General features: G+C 67.8%; 17 protein-coding genes. 11 read left to right on the forward strand and 6 right to left on the reverse strand.

Translation table 11 applies throughout. From position 1 onward, the window contains the following. Nucleotides 1-110 precede the first annotated feature (110 nt). Nucleotides 111-1,499 (forward strand): fimbrial protein, encoded by a 1,389-nt coding sequence (locus HZI36_RS20940; protein WP_179404581.1) that lies wholly within the window; start codon nucleotides 111-113, stop codon nucleotides 1,497-1,499. 67 nt (nucleotides 1,500-1,566) lie between these two features. Here HZI36_RS20940 and HZI36_RS20945 read toward each other — a convergent pair whose 3' ends face one another. Next, nucleotides 1,567-2,055 (reverse strand): aminoacyl-tRNA deacylase, encoded by a 489-nt coding sequence (locus HZI36_RS20945; protein WP_179404582.1) that lies wholly within the window; start codon nucleotides 2,053-2,055, stop codon nucleotides 1,567-1,569. A gap of 100 nt (nucleotides 2,056-2,155) precedes the next feature. Next, nucleotides 2,156-3,130, reverse strand: a complete 975-nt coding sequence (locus tag HZI36_RS20950) for a cysteine synthase A (RefSeq protein WP_179404583.1) — start codon at nucleotides 3,128-3,130, stop codon at nucleotides 2,156-2,158. 313 nt (nucleotides 3,131-3,443) lie between these two features. Here HZI36_RS20950 and HZI36_RS20955 point away from each other — a divergent pair, with 313 nt between their 5' ends. Both HZI36_RS20955 and HZI36_RS20960 read left to right on the forward strand, forming a co-directional pair. After that, entirely contained in the window at nucleotides 3,444-3,929 is a 486-nt protein-coding gene (locus HZI36_RS20955; RefSeq protein WP_179404584.1) for an adenosine-specific kinase, read from the forward strand. Nucleotides 3,930-4,152: 223 nt separating this feature from the next. Continuing rightward, nucleotides 4,153-4,440 (forward strand): YciI-like protein, encoded by a 288-nt coding sequence (locus HZI36_RS20960; RefSeq protein ID WP_179404585.1) that lies wholly within the window; start codon nucleotides 4,153-4,155, stop codon nucleotides 4,438-4,440. 18 nt (nucleotides 4,441-4,458) lie between these two features. Here the strand turns inward: HZI36_RS20960 and corA are convergent, their stop codons facing one another. Further along, on the reverse strand, nucleotides 4,459-5,436 hold the full coding sequence (gene corA / locus HZI36_RS20965) for a magnesium/cobalt transporter CorA (RefSeq protein WP_179404586.1): 978 nt from the start codon (nucleotides 5,434-5,436) through the stop codon (nucleotides 4,459-4,461). Nucleotides 5,437-5,590: 154 nt separating this feature from the next. On the opposite strand from corA, the gene cydX reads away from it, so the two are divergent. Together cydX and HZI36_RS20975 are read left to right on the forward strand one after the other, a co-directional pair. Further along, complete coding sequence (gene cydX / locus HZI36_RS20970) at nucleotides 5,591-5,740, forward strand: cytochrome bd-I oxidase subunit CydX (protein WP_179404730.1); 150 nt, start codon at nucleotides 5,591-5,593, stop codon at nucleotides 5,738-5,740. After that, nucleotides 5,737-6,351, forward strand: a complete 615-nt coding sequence (locus tag HZI36_RS20975) for an AAA family ATPase (RefSeq protein ID WP_179404587.1) — start codon at nucleotides 5,737-5,739, stop codon at nucleotides 6,349-6,351. Before cydX ends, HZI36_RS20975 begins: the two co-directional genes overlap by 4 nt. 135 nt (nucleotides 6,352-6,486) lie before the next feature. On the opposite strand, the gene HZI36_RS20980 is transcribed toward HZI36_RS20975, so the two are convergent. After that, nucleotides 6,487-7,587, reverse strand: a complete 1,101-nt coding sequence (locus HZI36_RS20980) for a saccharopine dehydrogenase family protein (protein WP_179404588.1) — start codon at nucleotides 7,585-7,587, stop codon at nucleotides 6,487-6,489. Nucleotides 7,588-7,834: 247 nt separating this feature from the next. Here HZI36_RS20980 and HZI36_RS20985 point away from each other — a divergent pair, with 247 nt between their 5' ends. The 4 genes from HZI36_RS20985 (at nucleotide 7,835) to HZI36_RS21000 (ending at nucleotide 11,348) form a co-directional block, all read left to right on the forward strand. Continuing rightward, a complete protein-coding gene (locus HZI36_RS20985; RefSeq protein ID WP_179404589.1) occupies nucleotides 7,835-8,617 on the forward strand; it encodes a COG4705 family protein in 783 nt (260 codons plus the stop codon). Nucleotides 8,618-8,670: 53 nt separating this feature from the next. Next, nucleotides 8,671-9,168 carry a hypothetical protein gene (locus tag HZI36_RS20990; protein ID WP_246327164.1) on the forward strand — a complete coding sequence of 166 codons (498 nt, stop codon included), beginning with the start codon at nucleotides 8,671-8,673 and terminating at the stop codon, nucleotides 9,166-9,168. A 78-nt stretch (nucleotides 9,169-9,246) separates the two neighbouring features. Continuing rightward, on the forward strand, nucleotides 9,247-9,912 hold the full coding sequence (locus tag HZI36_RS20995; RefSeq protein WP_179404590.1) for a response regulator transcription factor: 666 nt from the start codon (nucleotides 9,247-9,249) through the stop codon (nucleotides 9,910-9,912). Then, nucleotides 9,888-11,348 carry a sensor histidine kinase gene (locus HZI36_RS21000; RefSeq protein ID WP_179404591.1) on the forward strand — a complete coding sequence of 487 codons (1,461 nt, stop codon included), beginning with the start codon at nucleotides 9,888-9,890 and terminating at the stop codon, nucleotides 11,346-11,348. The genes HZI36_RS20995 and HZI36_RS21000 overlap by 25 nt, the downstream gene beginning before the upstream one ends. A gap of 88 nt (nucleotides 11,349-11,436) precedes the next feature. On the opposite strand, the gene HZI36_RS21005 is transcribed toward HZI36_RS21000, so the two are convergent. After that, nucleotides 11,437-11,901 carry an Lrp/AsnC family transcriptional regulator gene (locus HZI36_RS21005; RefSeq protein WP_179404732.1) on the reverse strand — a complete coding sequence of 155 codons (465 nt, stop codon included), beginning with the start codon at nucleotides 11,899-11,901 and terminating at the stop codon, nucleotides 11,437-11,439. A gap of 295 nt (nucleotides 11,902-12,196) precedes the next feature. Between HZI36_RS21005 and HZI36_RS21010 the strand changes: the two genes are divergently transcribed. Both HZI36_RS21010 and HZI36_RS21015 read left to right on the forward strand, forming a co-directional pair. Further along, the gene (locus HZI36_RS21010) at nucleotides 12,197-12,730 is read left to right on the forward strand and encodes a Spy/CpxP family protein refolding chaperone (protein WP_179404592.1); all 534 of its coding nucleotides are present in this window, start codon (nucleotides 12,197-12,199) and stop codon (nucleotides 12,728-12,730) included. 170 nt (nucleotides 12,731-12,900) lie between these two features. Further along, the gene (locus tag HZI36_RS21015; protein WP_179404593.1) at nucleotides 12,901-13,335 is read left to right on the forward strand and encodes a PGDYG domain-containing protein; all 435 of its coding nucleotides are present in this window, start codon (nucleotides 12,901-12,903) and stop codon (nucleotides 13,333-13,335) included. Between the two features lie 24 nt (nucleotides 13,336-13,359). Here HZI36_RS21015 and HZI36_RS21020 read toward each other — a convergent pair whose 3' ends face one another. Beyond that, complete coding sequence (locus HZI36_RS21020) at nucleotides 13,360-13,722, reverse strand: DUF3022 domain-containing protein (protein WP_179404594.1); 363 nt, start codon at nucleotides 13,720-13,722, stop codon at nucleotides 13,360-13,362. Between the last annotated feature and the right edge of the window lie 2 nt (nucleotides 13,723-13,724).

Below are 13,724 nucleotides of genomic sequence, written 5' to 3' on the forward strand. Positions count from 1 at the left end.
AGCGTTGATAGAATCGGCACTTTGTTCGACCGTGGCTTCCGGCGGCTTTGTTGTGCCCATGTTTCGTGCTGCCCCGATCGACCGCAACCCGACGGCAGATTCCCGATTCCATGACCGACCGCTCCACGAACCGCCATTCGCTCCCGGCCCGACGCCTGCTCCATGCACTGCTTACGATGCTGGCGCTCGCGGCCGGCATCGTCGCACCGACGCCTGCATTCGCGACCTGGCCCACGACCGGCTGCTTCAAGATCACCGCCCTGACGGCCAACCTGAACTCGCCGTACTACACGGAGCCCGGCACCATCGCGAAACGCTGGGCCGGCGCAGCCGACGTGGCCGGCAAGAACGCGTATCCGATGACGGTCCAGATCACGAATTTCTATCCGAACGGCACGCTGATCGGCAGCGGCGTCGCGTCGTCCAACGATCTCGGCTACGAAGGCGTCGGCAGCTACAGTTCCGAGCAGGTGCTGTTCCGTTGTTCGCCGGATTCGGCCGGCGCGATGTACGAATACTTTTCGACGAACGGCGACAACACCACCGCCGGCAAAACCGAAATCAGCAGCAAGACGGGCATCACCGGTTCTTACACGTTCCCCTCTCCCGACATGGCGTTCCGCGTGACGAACCTGACGACCGGCCAGATCGTGTCCCGCTACTGGCAGGCCCGGCCGCTCGCCGGCCTGGATACCGACAGCCAGGGCTGGTTCCTCGTGAAAGCGAAGAACTTCAGCCAGTACAAGGTCGACCTCTATCAGTGCAAGGGGTGCGGCGCCTATTTGTCGAACAATCAGCCGATCGCCTATGTCGCGTTCATGGGTGGCGCGACCGGCAGCGTGATCAACAAAGGGCTGTACCCCGGCGCCGACCACAATACGAACTGGACCGGCTGGCACGACACGTGGGTCGGCGCGGTCAACCCGCAGCCGTCGCTGATCAAGCGCACCGGCCAGACCACCTGCGCGGTGCTCAACACCACGCCGTTCGTCCGCTTCCCGGTGATCACGGCCGCGGAGCTGGAGCGTGGCGGCTCGCGGCAGATGCCGGTCAAGATCGACATCCAGTGCGAAAAAGCCTTCCTGCCGAGCTGGAGCGGGAATCAGCCGAGGCAGACCGCGATGGGCATCCTGGTTCGCTCGGCGAATGCGCAAAGTGCGATCAATGCAGGCCTGAAAACCGCGGGGACCGGCGTGCGTTATCTGCTGTCGAACGGCTACGGCGTCGATCCGAGCGTCGCGCGCGGCGTCGGCGTCAAGCTGTCCCGGCCGGACGGCAGCGTGGTGAATTTCCTGACCAATCGCTACACGACGATGGGCGGCGCCAACGACGGCTGGGAGCCGGCGCTCGACGACGCGATCCGGGGCGGCCAGGACGACAACTGGGTCTACTACTCACGCACGCTCAATGCGACGTTCCAGGCGTTCGCGCCGGGTCAAACGGCCGTGACGCTCGGGCGCTACAACGCCACCGCGGAAGCGGTGATCCAGATTCAGTGATCCGCGGCGGCTGGGCCGCTCGGGCGGGTGCCGATGCAAACCCGCCACGCGCGCCGGCCGCGTGCGGTCACGATGCCATCATCCCCTGCATCCGGTGCGAGAAGCGCGCGCGCTCGGCTGCATCCATCAGCGACAGGAACGCGTCGCGGTCCATGTGAATCAGCGCTTCGTGGTCCCCGGCCTCGAAATAGATGTCGGGCTGCTGCGCGAGCGTCTCGTCGAGGAACGTCGGCATCCCGTATGCCATGCCGATGGGCGGCAGCGCGCCGGCGTCGCAGTCCTTGAACAATTCGCGCAGCTCGGGCTCCTTCGCGAGCACCAGACGGCGACCGGTCTGGGCCCAGAGCTCGGACAGACGTACCGCATGCGTCGTCGGCAGCACGGCCGCGACATAGCCTTCCGCATCTTCGAGCAGCACGGTCTTCGCGAGACGATCGCCGGGGATGTGCGCGGCGGCGGCGGTTTCCATGCTCGAGTGACTATACGGATGACGAACGACCTCGTACTGCGAGGCCTTCTGGCGCAGGCAATCCTGCAGGGTGGCGGACATCGACATGGCACACCTCACCGAATGAACGTGAAAGAGCGAACGCGTGGCGCTCGCGCCGGATTCATCCAGCATAGGTCGCATTCGCGCGCGATGGGAGGGGCTACCTTCACGCGGGCTCGAGCCCTCTTTCGCGCAGCCAGTCCAGGTTGAAGAGCCGCGCGCGATAGATGTCGCCGCGGTCGCAGAGCAGCGTCACGATCGTGTGACCGGGCCCCATCTGCCGTGCGACCTGGACGGCCGCGGCGACGTTGATCCCGCTCGATCCGCCGACGTACAGCCCCTCTTCGCGCAGTAGCCGGTAGACCATCGTTACGCACAGCTGATCGTCGATTTGCACCGCGTCGTCGATCTGCGTGCCTTCGAGATTCGCGGTGACGCGCGTCGAGCCGATGCCTTCGGTAATCGAGTTTCCGTCCGCCTTGATCTCGCCCGTTTTCACGAAGCTGTAGAGCCCGCTGCCGCGCGGGTCGGCGAGCACGATCCGGATCGCGGGATTGCGCTCCTTCAGATAGCGACTCACGCCGGCGAGCGTGCCGCCCGTGCCCGTCGCGCAGACGAACGCATCGATCGTGCCGGCCGTGTCGCGCCAGATCTCGGGGCCGGTCGTTTCGTAATGCGCGTGGCGGTTGACGAGATTGTCGAACTGATTGGCCCAGATCGCGTTGTCGAGCTCGGCGGCGAGCCGCCCCGCGATCTTCTGATAATTGTTCGGATCCTTGTACGGCACCGCCGGCACCGGACGGACGTCGGCGCCCAGCGTGCTCAGGATCGCCATTTTTTCCGGCGATTGCGTGTCGGGAATCACGATCACGCAGCGATAGCCGCGTGCCGCGCACAGATGCGCGAGGCCGATGCCCGTATTGCCGGCCGTGCCCTCGACGACCGTGCCGCCCGGCTTGAGCGCGCCGCGTTGCTCGGCATCGCGGATGATGTAGAGCGCGGCTCGATCCTTGACCGAACCGCCCGGGTTCATGAACTCGGCCTTGCCGAGAATCTCGCAGCCGGTCTCGGCGCTGAGCGTCGCGAGCCGGATCAGCGGCGTCCGGCCGATACAGTCGACGAAACCCTGTCGCACGTCCATGACCGCCTCCTCTCCTGCCCCACCGGCAGCGGTCCGTCCCACATCGGGAAGCATAGGCGAAATGTGCCGGCGCGCGCGGCGCTTTCGCCGCGAAGTCGCGCGTACTAAGCTGAAAACCGGCGAGGCCAGCATTCGCCACCTACCCGACGAGGTCTGAAATGAAACGACCCCCACGCTCACTACGTTCGCTGCCCCCCAAGGGGGCGGTCAGCCGTCCACGGCCGGCTTTGCAAAGCCGGCCGGCTGCGCAGGCACGGAGCGATGCTCCGCGAATTCCCTGCTCCGCCCTTGGGGCGGCCCGGCGGAGGCTGACATGAATCTCCTGACCGTCGCGATCGACAAGCCCGAGACCGTCAACGTCATTCTCGGGCAGACGCATTTCATCAAGTCCGTCGAGGACATCCACGAGGCCCTCGTCGGCACCGTGCCCGGCATCCGGTTCGGGCTCGCGTTCTGCGAAGCGTCCGGCAAACGCCTCGTGCGCCGCTCGGGCACCGACCCGGAACTCGTCGAGCTCGCGTGCCGGAATGCAAGCGCGATCGGTGCCGGACACGGCTTCATCGTGCTGCTCGGCGACGGGTTCTATCCGGTCAACGTGCTGAACGCGATCAAGGCGGTGCCCGAGGTCTGCCGGATCTATTGCGCGAGCGCGAATCCGGTCGAGGTCGTGATCGCGGAAACCACGCAGGGACGCGGCATTCTCGGCGTCGTCGACGGCGCTTCGCCGCTCGGCGTCGAAAACGACGACGACGTGCGCTGGCGCAAGGATCTGCTGCGCAGCATCGGTTACAAGGCGTGAGCCCCCTTTCTTGAAGACTTCGCGCTCGATGCAGGGCGGCCCGAGGTCAGCAGTTAAATGGTCGGTGACGGATGATAACTGACCGTTAGTTGCAATTTAAGCGGCGACTTCCGTCACTATCGACACGACGCGCAACTCTCCTATACTCGCCGATAGCAACCGGCCCGACGGCCAACCGCACCTCGCTGCGCCCGTCGCCCGCCGATGCCGACAGGAGCCACGCATGCACTTCCAGTTGATCTACGATCTCGTCGACGATTATCTGTCGCGCCGCGAGCCGTTCCGCGCCGAGCACCTCGCGCTCGCGCACGCCGCCACCGAACGCGGCGAACTCGTGCTCGCGGGCGCGTTCGCGGAACCCGCCGACCAGGCGGTGCTCGTGTTCGAGGCTGATTCGCCGGCGGTGGCCGAATCGTTCGCGCGCGCCGACCCGTACGTGCAGAACGGCCTCGTCAAGGCGTGGCGCGTGCGTCCGTGGCGCGTCGTGGTCGGCAAGCACGCGCCGCGCTGAAGCCGCGCGCGGCCGCCGCTACAGCCACCCTGCCCGCCTGAAGCGCCATAGCAGCAGCAAGTCGGTCACGACCATCGCGCCGATGCAGATGTAGAAGCCGTATTTCAGGTGCAGCTCCGGGATGTTGTTGAAGTTCATCCCGTAAATCCCGGCGATCGTCGTCGGGATCGCGAACAGCGCGGCGAACGAACCGAGCCGCTTCGTCACCTCGCTCTCCGCGAGCGAGATCATCCCGAGATTCACCTGGATCGCGGTCACGACCATCTCGCGGCGCCCTTCGATCGTCCGCACGATCCGCTGCAGATGATCGTAGACGTCGCGAAAATAATGCTCCATCCCGCTGCACACCTGTGGAATGCGGCCGCCCGTCAGCTTCGCGAGCGGCTCGAGGAGCGGCGCCGTGTGCTGGTGGAGCATCACGAGCCGGCGCTTCAGCAAATAGAGATCCTCGATGATCGCGCGCGCCGCCGACGGCGACGCTTTCGCGAAGATCCGGTCCTCGAGCGCCTCGAGTTCGGTGCCGAGCGCTTCGAGCGCCGGGAAGTAACGGTCGACGACCTGATCCATCAGCGCGTAGAACACGAACGCCGAGCCTTCGCGCAGCAGATGCGGCTCGTGTTCGCAGCGCTTGCGCACGTCGCGGAAATCCTGTTCCGCGTGGTGGCGGATCGACAGCACGTAGTTCGGGCCGACGAACACGTTCAGCTCGCCGGGCTGGAATTTGCCGTCGCCGTCGAGCTCCATCGTATGCAGCACCGCGAACAGCGAATCGCCGTATTCGTCGATCTTCGGCCGCTGATGGCCGTTGCGGGCGTCATCCAGCGCGAGCTCATGCAGCCCGAACTCGTCGCCCAACCGCGCGAGTTCGTCGGCGCTCGGGTCCTTCAGCGCGACCCAGACGAAGCATTCGGGCTGGGCGACATAGGCGCTGATCGCGTCGACGTCGATATCGGCCAGCTTGCGGCCATCCTGGTATGCAGCGCAATTGATCAGCATGGTATTCGTCGGATTGCGGGTATCGGGCGCAGTTTACCGGTTTGCCCCGCACCGGCCCATCTGCCGTTCGGCCAGCTTGCGCCGCGCGGCGAGATTGGTCATGATCGTCTGCATGCGCCGCGGTTCGCCGTGGCCGACCGTCAAGGAGGTGGCTATGTGGTATTTCTCGTGGATACTCGGCATCGGCGTCGCGCTCGGATTCGGCATCATCAATGCGATGTGGCTCGAGGCGAGCGGCACGTTCCCGCTCGACGCGAAGGCGCGCGACGCGGCCCGGTCCGCAACGGGGAGCCCGGGTACGTGACGCATCTCGTGTTTTTCTGCGGCCATGCCGGCACCGGCAAGACCACGCTCGCGAAGCGGCTGATCGGGCCGCTGATCCGCACGACCGGCGAAGCGTTCTGCCTGCTCGACAAGGACACGCTGTACGGCCGCTACAGCGCCGCGGCGATGGGCGCGCTCACCGGCGATCCGAACGACCGCGACAGTCCGCTCTACCTGCGGCTCCTGCGCGATCCCGAATACCAGGGGCTGCTCGACACCGCGCGCGACAATCTCGAACTCGGCATCAGCACGCTCGTCGTCGGCCCGCTGTCGCGCGAAGTACGCGACCGGCGCCTGCTTGATCGCGCGTGGCTCGGCATCGGCCCCGACGTCCGGCTGACGATCGTCTGGGTTCATACGTCCGAAGACGAAGCGCATCGGCGGATCGTCGCGCGCGGCAACCCGAACGACGCGTACAAGCTCACGCACTGGGACGCATATCGGCAGCGCCGCTTCGTGCCGACCGGCGGCGAGTGCGACGGCCTCGTGATGTTCGACAACACCGCGCCGACCGATGCCGACATCGACGCGCTGCTGCATCAAATCGCGCCGCCGCCGCCGCGTGCGATCGTGCCGCCGCTGCCCGCGTAAGCGCAGTGACATACGCAGTGACATACGCAGTGACAAGCGCAGTGACAAGCGCAGTGACGCCGGGCGGCATCGCGCACGCCCGGCGTCACTGTCGCTCCCGCGGCCCCGGGCCGCGGATGGCCGCCCCGCCCCGGGTTACGCGAGCGCGTGCACCGGCTCGAGCGTGCCGCCTTCGTAGAGCTTGCCGAAGCGGTTCGCGAGGAACGCCTTCAGCGGCACCTGCTCCTGGCGGATGAAGCCGCGTTGCGGCAGCACGTTCTCGCGGAACAGGTCGAGCACCGCGCACATCGCGCCGGCGGTCGTGATCTGGATCGCGCTCATCCGCATCCCGCAGACGTCCTTCGCGAAGATCTTGCGCGTGAACACGTCCTGCACGAGCTGGCCGCGCTTCATCCCGGTCACGGTCACGAAGACCAGCACGACGTCCTGCATCGTCGACGGTACCGCGCGGCGCATGATCGACTTCAGCGTGTCGCGGTCGCTCGACAGACGCAGATCCTCGAGCAGGAACTGCACCAGATCGCGGTGGCCCGGGTAACGGACCGACTTGTAGTCCAGCGTTTCGACCTTGCCCGACAGCGTCTCGCACAGCGTGCCGAGGCCGCCCGACGTGTTGAACGCTTCGTATTCGGTGCCGTCGAGCGAGAAATGCTCGAGCCCTTCGAGCGGCTGCACCCATTGCTGGCGGCCGTCGCGGATCGCCTCGCACGGCTGGCAGTATTCGTTGATCAACCCGTCGACGCTCCACGTCAGGTTGTACTTCAGCGCGTTGGTCGGATATTCGGGCAGCGCGCCGACGCGCATCTTCACGTCGCGCACCTCGTCGAAGCCTTTCACGAGCTCGTGCGCTGCGATGCCGATGAAGCCCGGCGCGAGGCCGCACTGCGGCATGAACGCATGGTCGGCGCCGTCGCCGAGCTCGCGGATCGCGTGCGTCGCGCGCACGTCCTCGGTCAGGTCGAAATAATGAACGCCCGCGGCCTTCGCGGCAGCCGCGACGTTCACGGCCAGGTAGTACGGCAGTGCGTTGACCAGCGCATCGAAGCCCTTCACCGCTTCGCGGATCGCATTCGCGTCGGCCGAATCGACGCGCTGCGTCGCGATGCCTTCGCGCGCGAGCTTCGCGAGCGCGTCCGCATCGCGGTCGAACGCAACGACTTCGTAGTCGCCGGTTTCACGCAGCATGTGCGCAATGGTGTGGCCGATCAGACCTGCGCCGACGATGGCGATTTTCATGCGTCTCTCTCCTGGATCATGGGTTTGGTTGGTGTGACGCGTTGCGCCATGCCACACAGTTTAGGGACGCTCGACATCCGTTCCTAGACGAAAAATGATGCGAAACGACCTGTTGTTTCGACGTTTCGTCGATCAATTTCGACGAAACGTCGAAAGCGAAGCCGAGCCGGCCCGCGCACCTCTATGGATCAGCTAAGTTTGCGTGGTCAGACTGCATGCCCTTACCGCACTTCCCGGAGGCACCGGCATGCAATCCCTTTCCGCAAGGCCCGCCGCGCGCTGGCTGAACAAGGTTCCCGACGTCACACTCGCGTTCTGGATCATCAAGATCATGTCGACCACGGTCGGCGAAACCGGCGCGGATTTTCTCGCGGTCAACGCCGGCTGGGGCCAGGGCGTCACGCGCGCGCTGATGGCGGCGCTGCTCGCGGCCGCGCTCTTCCTGCAGCTGCGCACGCGCCGCTATACGCCGTGGATCTACTGGCTCACGGTCGTGCTCGTCAGTATCGTCGGCACGCAAATCACCGATCTGCTCACCGACGGGCTCGGCGTCAGCCTGTATGTCAGCACCGGCGCGTTCGCGATCGCGCTCGCGGCGATCTTCGCGATCTGGTATCGCGTCGAGCGCACGCTGTCGATCGCCTCGGTCGACACGCCGCGGCGCGAACTGTTCTACTGGGTCGCGATTCTTTGCACGTTCGCGCTCGGCACCGCGGCGGGCGACCTCGCGACCGAAGCGCTCGGCCTCGGCTTCTCGCTCGGCGCGGTGTGCTTCGGCGCGCTGCTCGCGGCCGCCTATCTCGCGTGGCGATCGGGCGTGAACGCGGTCCTGACGTTCTGGATCGCGTACGTGCTGACGCGACCGTTCGGCGCGTCGCTCGGCGATCTGCTCACGCAGTCCCGCACGTACGGCGGCTTCGGGATGGGCTCCGCGTCGACGAGCCTGCTGTTCCTGTCCGTGATCGTGCTGCTCGTCGCCGCGGCGCAGATCGGCGCCGGCAATCGCGCCCGCGCGGACGCCGCCGAATGAGCGGCATCGCGCTTCGGCCGTCTCCATCATCCCATTTGAATCGAGGATCTCTCATGCTCAATACGACTCCGCTTTCCAGCCTGTTTTTCAGCCCGTTCTCCAGCCGGTTTGCCCGCCTGTTCGTCGCGGTGTCCGCGTGCGCCGCGCTCGGCCTCGCCGCCGGCTGTTCGAAGCACGCGGACGGCGCCGCTCAGACCACGTCTGCCACGTCCGCCGCATCCGCCACTCAGGCCGGCACGCCCACGAGCGCGTCGAAGCTCGGCAATCTGTCGCAGTTCCGCTCGATCGCGTCTGACGTATCCGGTCTCGTCGCGAAGGGCGACCTCGCCGGCGGAAAGACGCGCATCAAGGATCTCGAAATCGCGTGGGACGAAGCCGAAGCCGGCCTGAAGCCGCGCGCGGCCGACGACTGGCACGTGCTCGACAAATCGATCGATCGCGCGCTCGCCGCGCTGCGCGCCGATCATCCGACGCAGGCCGACTGCACGGCCGCGATGACCGATCTGCTGCATACGTTCGACCGGGTCGCCGGCCAGCGTCCGGGCGCTTGAGCGTGGCGACGCGTGACGCGTGACGCGCCGCCGCGAATCGCATAGGCTCACGTCAAGCGTCACGCAAACGGAGCCTGCATGCGGATTCTGCTCGTCGAAGACGACCCGATGATCGGAGAAGCGGTTCACGCCGCGCTGAAGGACGCGTCGTATGCGGCGGACTGGGTCACGGACGGCGCGCACGCGTCGACCGCGTTCGCCACGCAGCAGTACGACCTGATCCTGCTCGATCTCGGCCTGCCCGGCCGCGACGGGCTCGACGTGCTGGCCGGCATCCGCGCGAAGGACAGCACGGTGCCGCTCATCGTCGTCACCGCGCGCGACGGGCTCGACGACCGGCTGCGCGGCCTCGACGGCGGCGCCGACGACTACGTCGTGAAACCGTTCGAGATGGCCGAGCTGCTCGCGCGGATCCGCGTCGCGATCCGGCGTCGCGCGGGCTCGGCCGCGCCGGTGCTCGGCAACGGCGTCGTGTCGCTCGACCCGGCGACGCGGGAGGCCGAGGTCGAAGGACGCGCGCCGGTGCAATTGTCGAACCGCGAGTTCTCGCTGCTGCGCGCGCTGCTCGTGCGCCCCGGCGCGATCCTGTCGCGGCGCGAGCTCGAGGACCGCATCTACGGCTGGGGCGAGGAAGTCGAAAGCAACGCAGTCGAATTCCTGATCCATTCGCTGCGTCGCAAGCTCGGCAGCGCGGTCATCAAGAACGTCAGGGGAGTCGGATGGATGGTGTCAAGAAGCGGCTGAACGAATCGATCCAGTTCCGCCTGTCGGTCGCGCTGTCGCTCGCGATCCTGTTCGTCGCGACGGCCGCGGCCGCGTTCGCGTTCTCGTCCGCGTACGACGAGGCGCACGAACTGCAGGACGACATGCTGCGCCAGACCGCGACGCTGCTCGATCGCCAGAGCGCGCGGTCGCCCTTGCCGTCGCCCTTGCCGTCGGTCTCTCCCGCGCCGCGTCCGGCAGACGCCGGCCGCGCGCAGGAAAGCGACGAAGCGCCGCGGCTGATCGTCGCGCCGCTGCCTCGCGGCGGCCAGCCGGCCGCTGGCGCTGGCGCTGGCGCTGGCGCTGACGCCGGAGCCGGCGCCAACGTCAGCGTCAACGCGAGGCTCGCGGCGGCCGCGGCGCTGCCCGACGGGCTGCACACGCTCCGGGCCGGCGGCGAACCGGTCCGCGTGCTCGTGCGCACGCTCGCGAACGGCGAGCGCATCGCGATCGCGCAGGACGCGGGCGTGCGCGACGACGTCGCGCGCGAAAGCGCGTGGCGAACCGCGCTGCCGCTGCTGATCCTCGTGCCGATCCTGCTCGTCGTCGTCGCCGATCTCGTGCGCAAGATGTTTCGCCCGATCGCGGAGCTGTCGGCCGAGCTCGACGCGCGCGGCGAACACGATCTGCATCCGGTGCGGACCGATCGCATCCCGATCGAGGTGCGGCCGTTCGTCGTCGCGATCAACCGGATGCTCGCGCGCGTCGCGCAGTCGGTCGACGCGCAGCGCCGCTTCGTCGCCGACGCCGCGCACGAATTGCGCTCGCCGCTGACCGCGATCTCGCTGCAGGCGGAGCGACTCGGCGACGCGGACCTGCCCGCCGATGCGCGCACGCGGCTCGCCACGCTGCGCGGCGGGCTCGAGCGCAGCCGCCATCTGCTCGATCAGTTGCTCGCGCTCGCGCGGATCCAGGCGGTGCCGGCGCGGCCCGCCGAAGCCGTATCGGTGCGCATCGCGTTTCGGCGCGTGCTCGAAGACCTGTTCCCGCTCGCGGACGCGAAGCAGATCGACATCGGCGTCGAGGACGGACCGGACCTGCTGGTCGGCGTCGACGACGTCGAGCTGATCGCGCTCATCCGGAATCTCGTCGACAACGCGATCCGCTATACGCCGCGCGGCGGCCGCGTCGATCTCGCGGTGCACGCGGACGGCGACGCGCACGCGCGGCTGAGCGTCGCCGATACCGGGCCCGGCATCGCGCCGCACGAGCGCGCGCGCGTGTTCGACCCGTTCTATCGCGTGCCCGGCAGCGAGACGGTCGGCTCGGGCCTGGGGCTGTCGATCGTCGGAACGATCGCGCAGCGCATCGGCGCCGGCGTCGAGCTGGCGTATGCGGACGAACGCGCGCAACGCGGCCTGCTGGTCTCGGTGCGCGTTCCGCTCGGCCGGCCGCGCCGCCCGGCGTCGCCACGCTGAGCCCGGCGCTATTCGGGGCTATCCGGCTCCATTCAATGCATCCAGTGCGACCCGGCCGCCTGTACCGGTGAATCCCGCGCTGCCCGCCTCACCCGCCGATCGTTCCGCGATCGATCTTCCTCGAGAGGATGATCGACGTCGTCGTGCGCTCGACGCCTTCGAGCGTGCCAATCTGGTCGAGCAGATCGTTCAGGCGCTCGGGCGAATCGGCGCGCAGCCACGCGACGTAGTCGTACTCGCCGCTGACCGCGCAAAGGAGCTGCACCTCGGGCATCCGGTCGAGCCTGCGCAGCACGTCCTTCCCGAACTTCGGCGTGAGGATGATGCCGACGTACGCATAGATGCTCGCATCGAGCACGTCCTGGCCGAGCCGCACGCTGTAGCCGGCGATCACCTGCGTGCGCTCGAGCCGCGCGATCCGCGCGACGACCGTCGTGCGCGCGACGCCGAGCTGCCGCGCGAGATCCGCGACGCTCGCGCGCGCATTGGCTTGCAGCAGCGCGACGAGCTGGCGGTCGAGGTCGTCGAGTTGGTCGAGGCGAGGTGGACGCATGGCGCGGGTGGTCATCGAAATGTCGCGATGATAGCGCCGAACGTTCGCGCGCCCAATCGCCGATGCGTAGCGCCCACGCGACGATGAAGCTCAGCCAGATCTGCGGCATAACGTCGCCGAGACGTCGCCAGGAAGCCCCCAACACGGCGCCAACGCGGCGATTTCGATTCGTTTCGGTTGTAAGCAGTTGTCGCATCCGCGCCGAAATCGGGCCAGACGTGCTACTAATCGGGGCATGCGAAACGAAAGGCGCGCCCGGCGCGTCCGCTCGCGTCCCTCACCACGGAGAGCCGTCATGAAGAAAATCTCGCTCACCCTCACTCTCGCGGCGCTCGCGCTGTCCGCCAGCGCCTTTGCCCAGACCTCGACGTCTGCTCAGCCCGCGTCCGCCGCCGCGCCGGCCGCCGCGTCCGCGCAGCAGGCCACGCAGCACGCGGCGCGCCGCGAAGCGCGCATCGAGGAGCGCATCGCGTATCTGCACAGCCACCTGAAGATCACGCAGGCGCAGGAGCCGCAGTGGAAGACGTTCGCCGACACGATGCGCGAGAACGGCGAAACGATGGGCCACCTTTACCGCGAGCGGATGGCCTCGAAGAGCGGCACCGCCGTCGACGACATGAAGCAGTACGCGGAGATCGCGCAAGCGAACGCCGACGGCGCGAAGAAGCTCGCGGACGCGTTCGAGCCGCTGTACACGAGCTTCCCGGCCGACCAGAAGGCGCTGGCCGACTCGACGTTCAACAACTGGCGCCACACCGAGCATCACCACGGCCCGGCGAAGCACAAGGCGGCGCCCGGCGCGGCCGCGAGCGGCGCCGCCGCGAACTGACGCGGCATTCGCGCGGCGCGCGACATCACGACGCCGGGCGCGGCGGCCGAACACGCCGCCGCGCCCGGCGTCTGCACACTGGCGCGTTTTCGGGCTAAGCTATCGCGCCTTTTCCGGCTTTTTTTCACTTTTTTCCTGCCTCCGCGCGCTTTTTCCCGCTTCCGACCGCCATGCCCGAACTCGCACCACTCGATCTCCGCTCCGATCCGCAGGCCCGGCGCGTCGTCAAGGACGAAACCGTCACGGTCGCGTTCGCGACCGCCGACGGCGAACTGATGAGCCTCGAAGGCCTGAACCGCTATGTAGCCGGCGACGCGCTGATCACCGGCTCGACCGGCGACCGCTGGGTCGTGTCGCGCGCGCGCTTCGACGCGAAATACCTGCCCGCCGATCCGGCGCTCGCGCACGGCACGCCGGGCGCATACCGAAACCGTCCGGCGGTCGTGCTCGCGAAGCGGATGGACGCGCCGTTCTCGATCGCGCGCTCGGCCGGCGGCGACACGCTGCGCGGCGCGGCCGGCGACTGGGTGATGCAGTACGCGCCCGGCGACTACGGCGTCGTCCAGGCGCAGCGCTTCGCGCAGGTCTATCGCGACGCGGACTGACGCGCACCGTCGCGAGCGGGCCGCTCACGCGAACTCGTCGCCGAGCGCGATCTCCGCATCGCGCGACACCGCCTCGCCGCTCGCATGCCGCTCCTCGAGCGAGCCGAGCATCGCCTCGACGTAAGCGTGCAGCACCGCATGGCTGCGCGCGCGCAGCGCGGGCCGCATCGCGACGTAACGCGCGAATGCGGCCGGCGCGATTCGCACGTCGAGCGTCATCCGCTTCGGCGTCGATCCGAAACGCATCGCGAGCCACTGCACGGACAGGAAGCGGCCGGCGTCGTCAGTCGCTTCCACGAAGCGCGTCTGCTCCGGGAACAAATCGCTGATCACGCGCGCGAGCGCGTCGAACTCGGCGCTCGGGCATGCGTATTCGTACTCTTCCATCC

Source organism: Burkholderia guangdongensis (genome assembly GCF_013403875.1).
GTDB classification, from domain to species: domain Bacteria; phylum Pseudomonadota; class Gammaproteobacteria; order Burkholderiales; family Burkholderiaceae; genus Burkholderia; species Burkholderia guangdongensis.

Excerpts from the sequence above, each read along its gene's own strand:
- HZI36_RS20940 (WP_179404581.1), top strand. The coding sequence starts at position 111 with ATGACCGACCGCTCCACGAACCGCCATTCGCTCCCGGCCCGACGCCTG.
- HZI36_RS20945 (WP_179404582.1), bottom strand. The coding sequence starts at position 2,055 with ATGTCGATGTCCGCCACCCTGCAGGATTGCCTGCGCCAGAAGGCCTCG.
- HZI36_RS20950 (WP_179404583.1), bottom strand. The coding sequence starts at position 3,130 with ATGGACGTGCGACAGGGTTTCGTCGACTGTATCGGCCGGACGCCGCTG.
- HZI36_RS20955 (WP_179404584.1), top strand. The coding sequence starts at position 3,444 with ATGAATCTCCTGACCGTCGCGATCGACAAGCCCGAGACCGTCAACGTC.
- HZI36_RS20960 (WP_179404585.1), top strand. The coding sequence starts at position 4,153 with ATGCACTTCCAGTTGATCTACGATCTCGTCGACGATTATCTGTCGCGC.
- corA (WP_179404586.1), bottom strand. The coding sequence starts at position 5,436 with ATGCTGATCAATTGCGCTGCATACCAGGATGGCCGCAAGCTGGCCGAT.
- cydX (WP_179404730.1), top strand. The coding sequence starts at position 5,591 with ATGTGGTATTTCTCGTGGATACTCGGCATCGGCGTCGCGCTCGGATTC.
- HZI36_RS20980 (WP_179404588.1), bottom strand. The coding sequence starts at position 7,587 with ATGAAAATCGCCATCGTCGGCGCAGGTCTGATCGGCCACACCATTGCG.
- HZI36_RS20985 (WP_179404589.1), top strand. The coding sequence starts at position 7,835 with ATGCAATCCCTTTCCGCAAGGCCCGCCGCGCGCTGGCTGAACAAGGTT.
- HZI36_RS20990 (WP_246327164.1), top strand. The coding sequence starts at position 8,671 with ATGCTCAATACGACTCCGCTTTCCAGCCTGTTTTTCAGCCCGTTCTCC.
- HZI36_RS20995 (WP_179404590.1), top strand. The coding sequence starts at position 9,247 with ATGCGGATTCTGCTCGTCGAAGACGACCCGATGATCGGAGAAGCGGTT.
- HZI36_RS21000 (WP_179404591.1), top strand. The coding sequence starts at position 9,888 with ATGGATGGTGTCAAGAAGCGGCTGAACGAATCGATCCAGTTCCGCCTG.
- HZI36_RS21005 (WP_179404732.1), bottom strand. The coding sequence starts at position 11,901 with ATGCGTCCACCTCGCCTCGACCAACTCGACGACCTCGACCGCCAGCTC.
- HZI36_RS21010 (WP_179404592.1), top strand. The coding sequence starts at position 12,197 with ATGAAGAAAATCTCGCTCACCCTCACTCTCGCGGCGCTCGCGCTGTCC.
- HZI36_RS21015 (WP_179404593.1), top strand. The coding sequence starts at position 12,901 with ATGCCCGAACTCGCACCACTCGATCTCCGCTCCGATCCGCAGGCCCGG.
- HZI36_RS21020 (WP_179404594.1), bottom strand. The coding sequence starts at position 13,722 with ATGGAAGAGTACGAATACGCATGCCCGAGCGCCGAGTTCGACGCGCTC.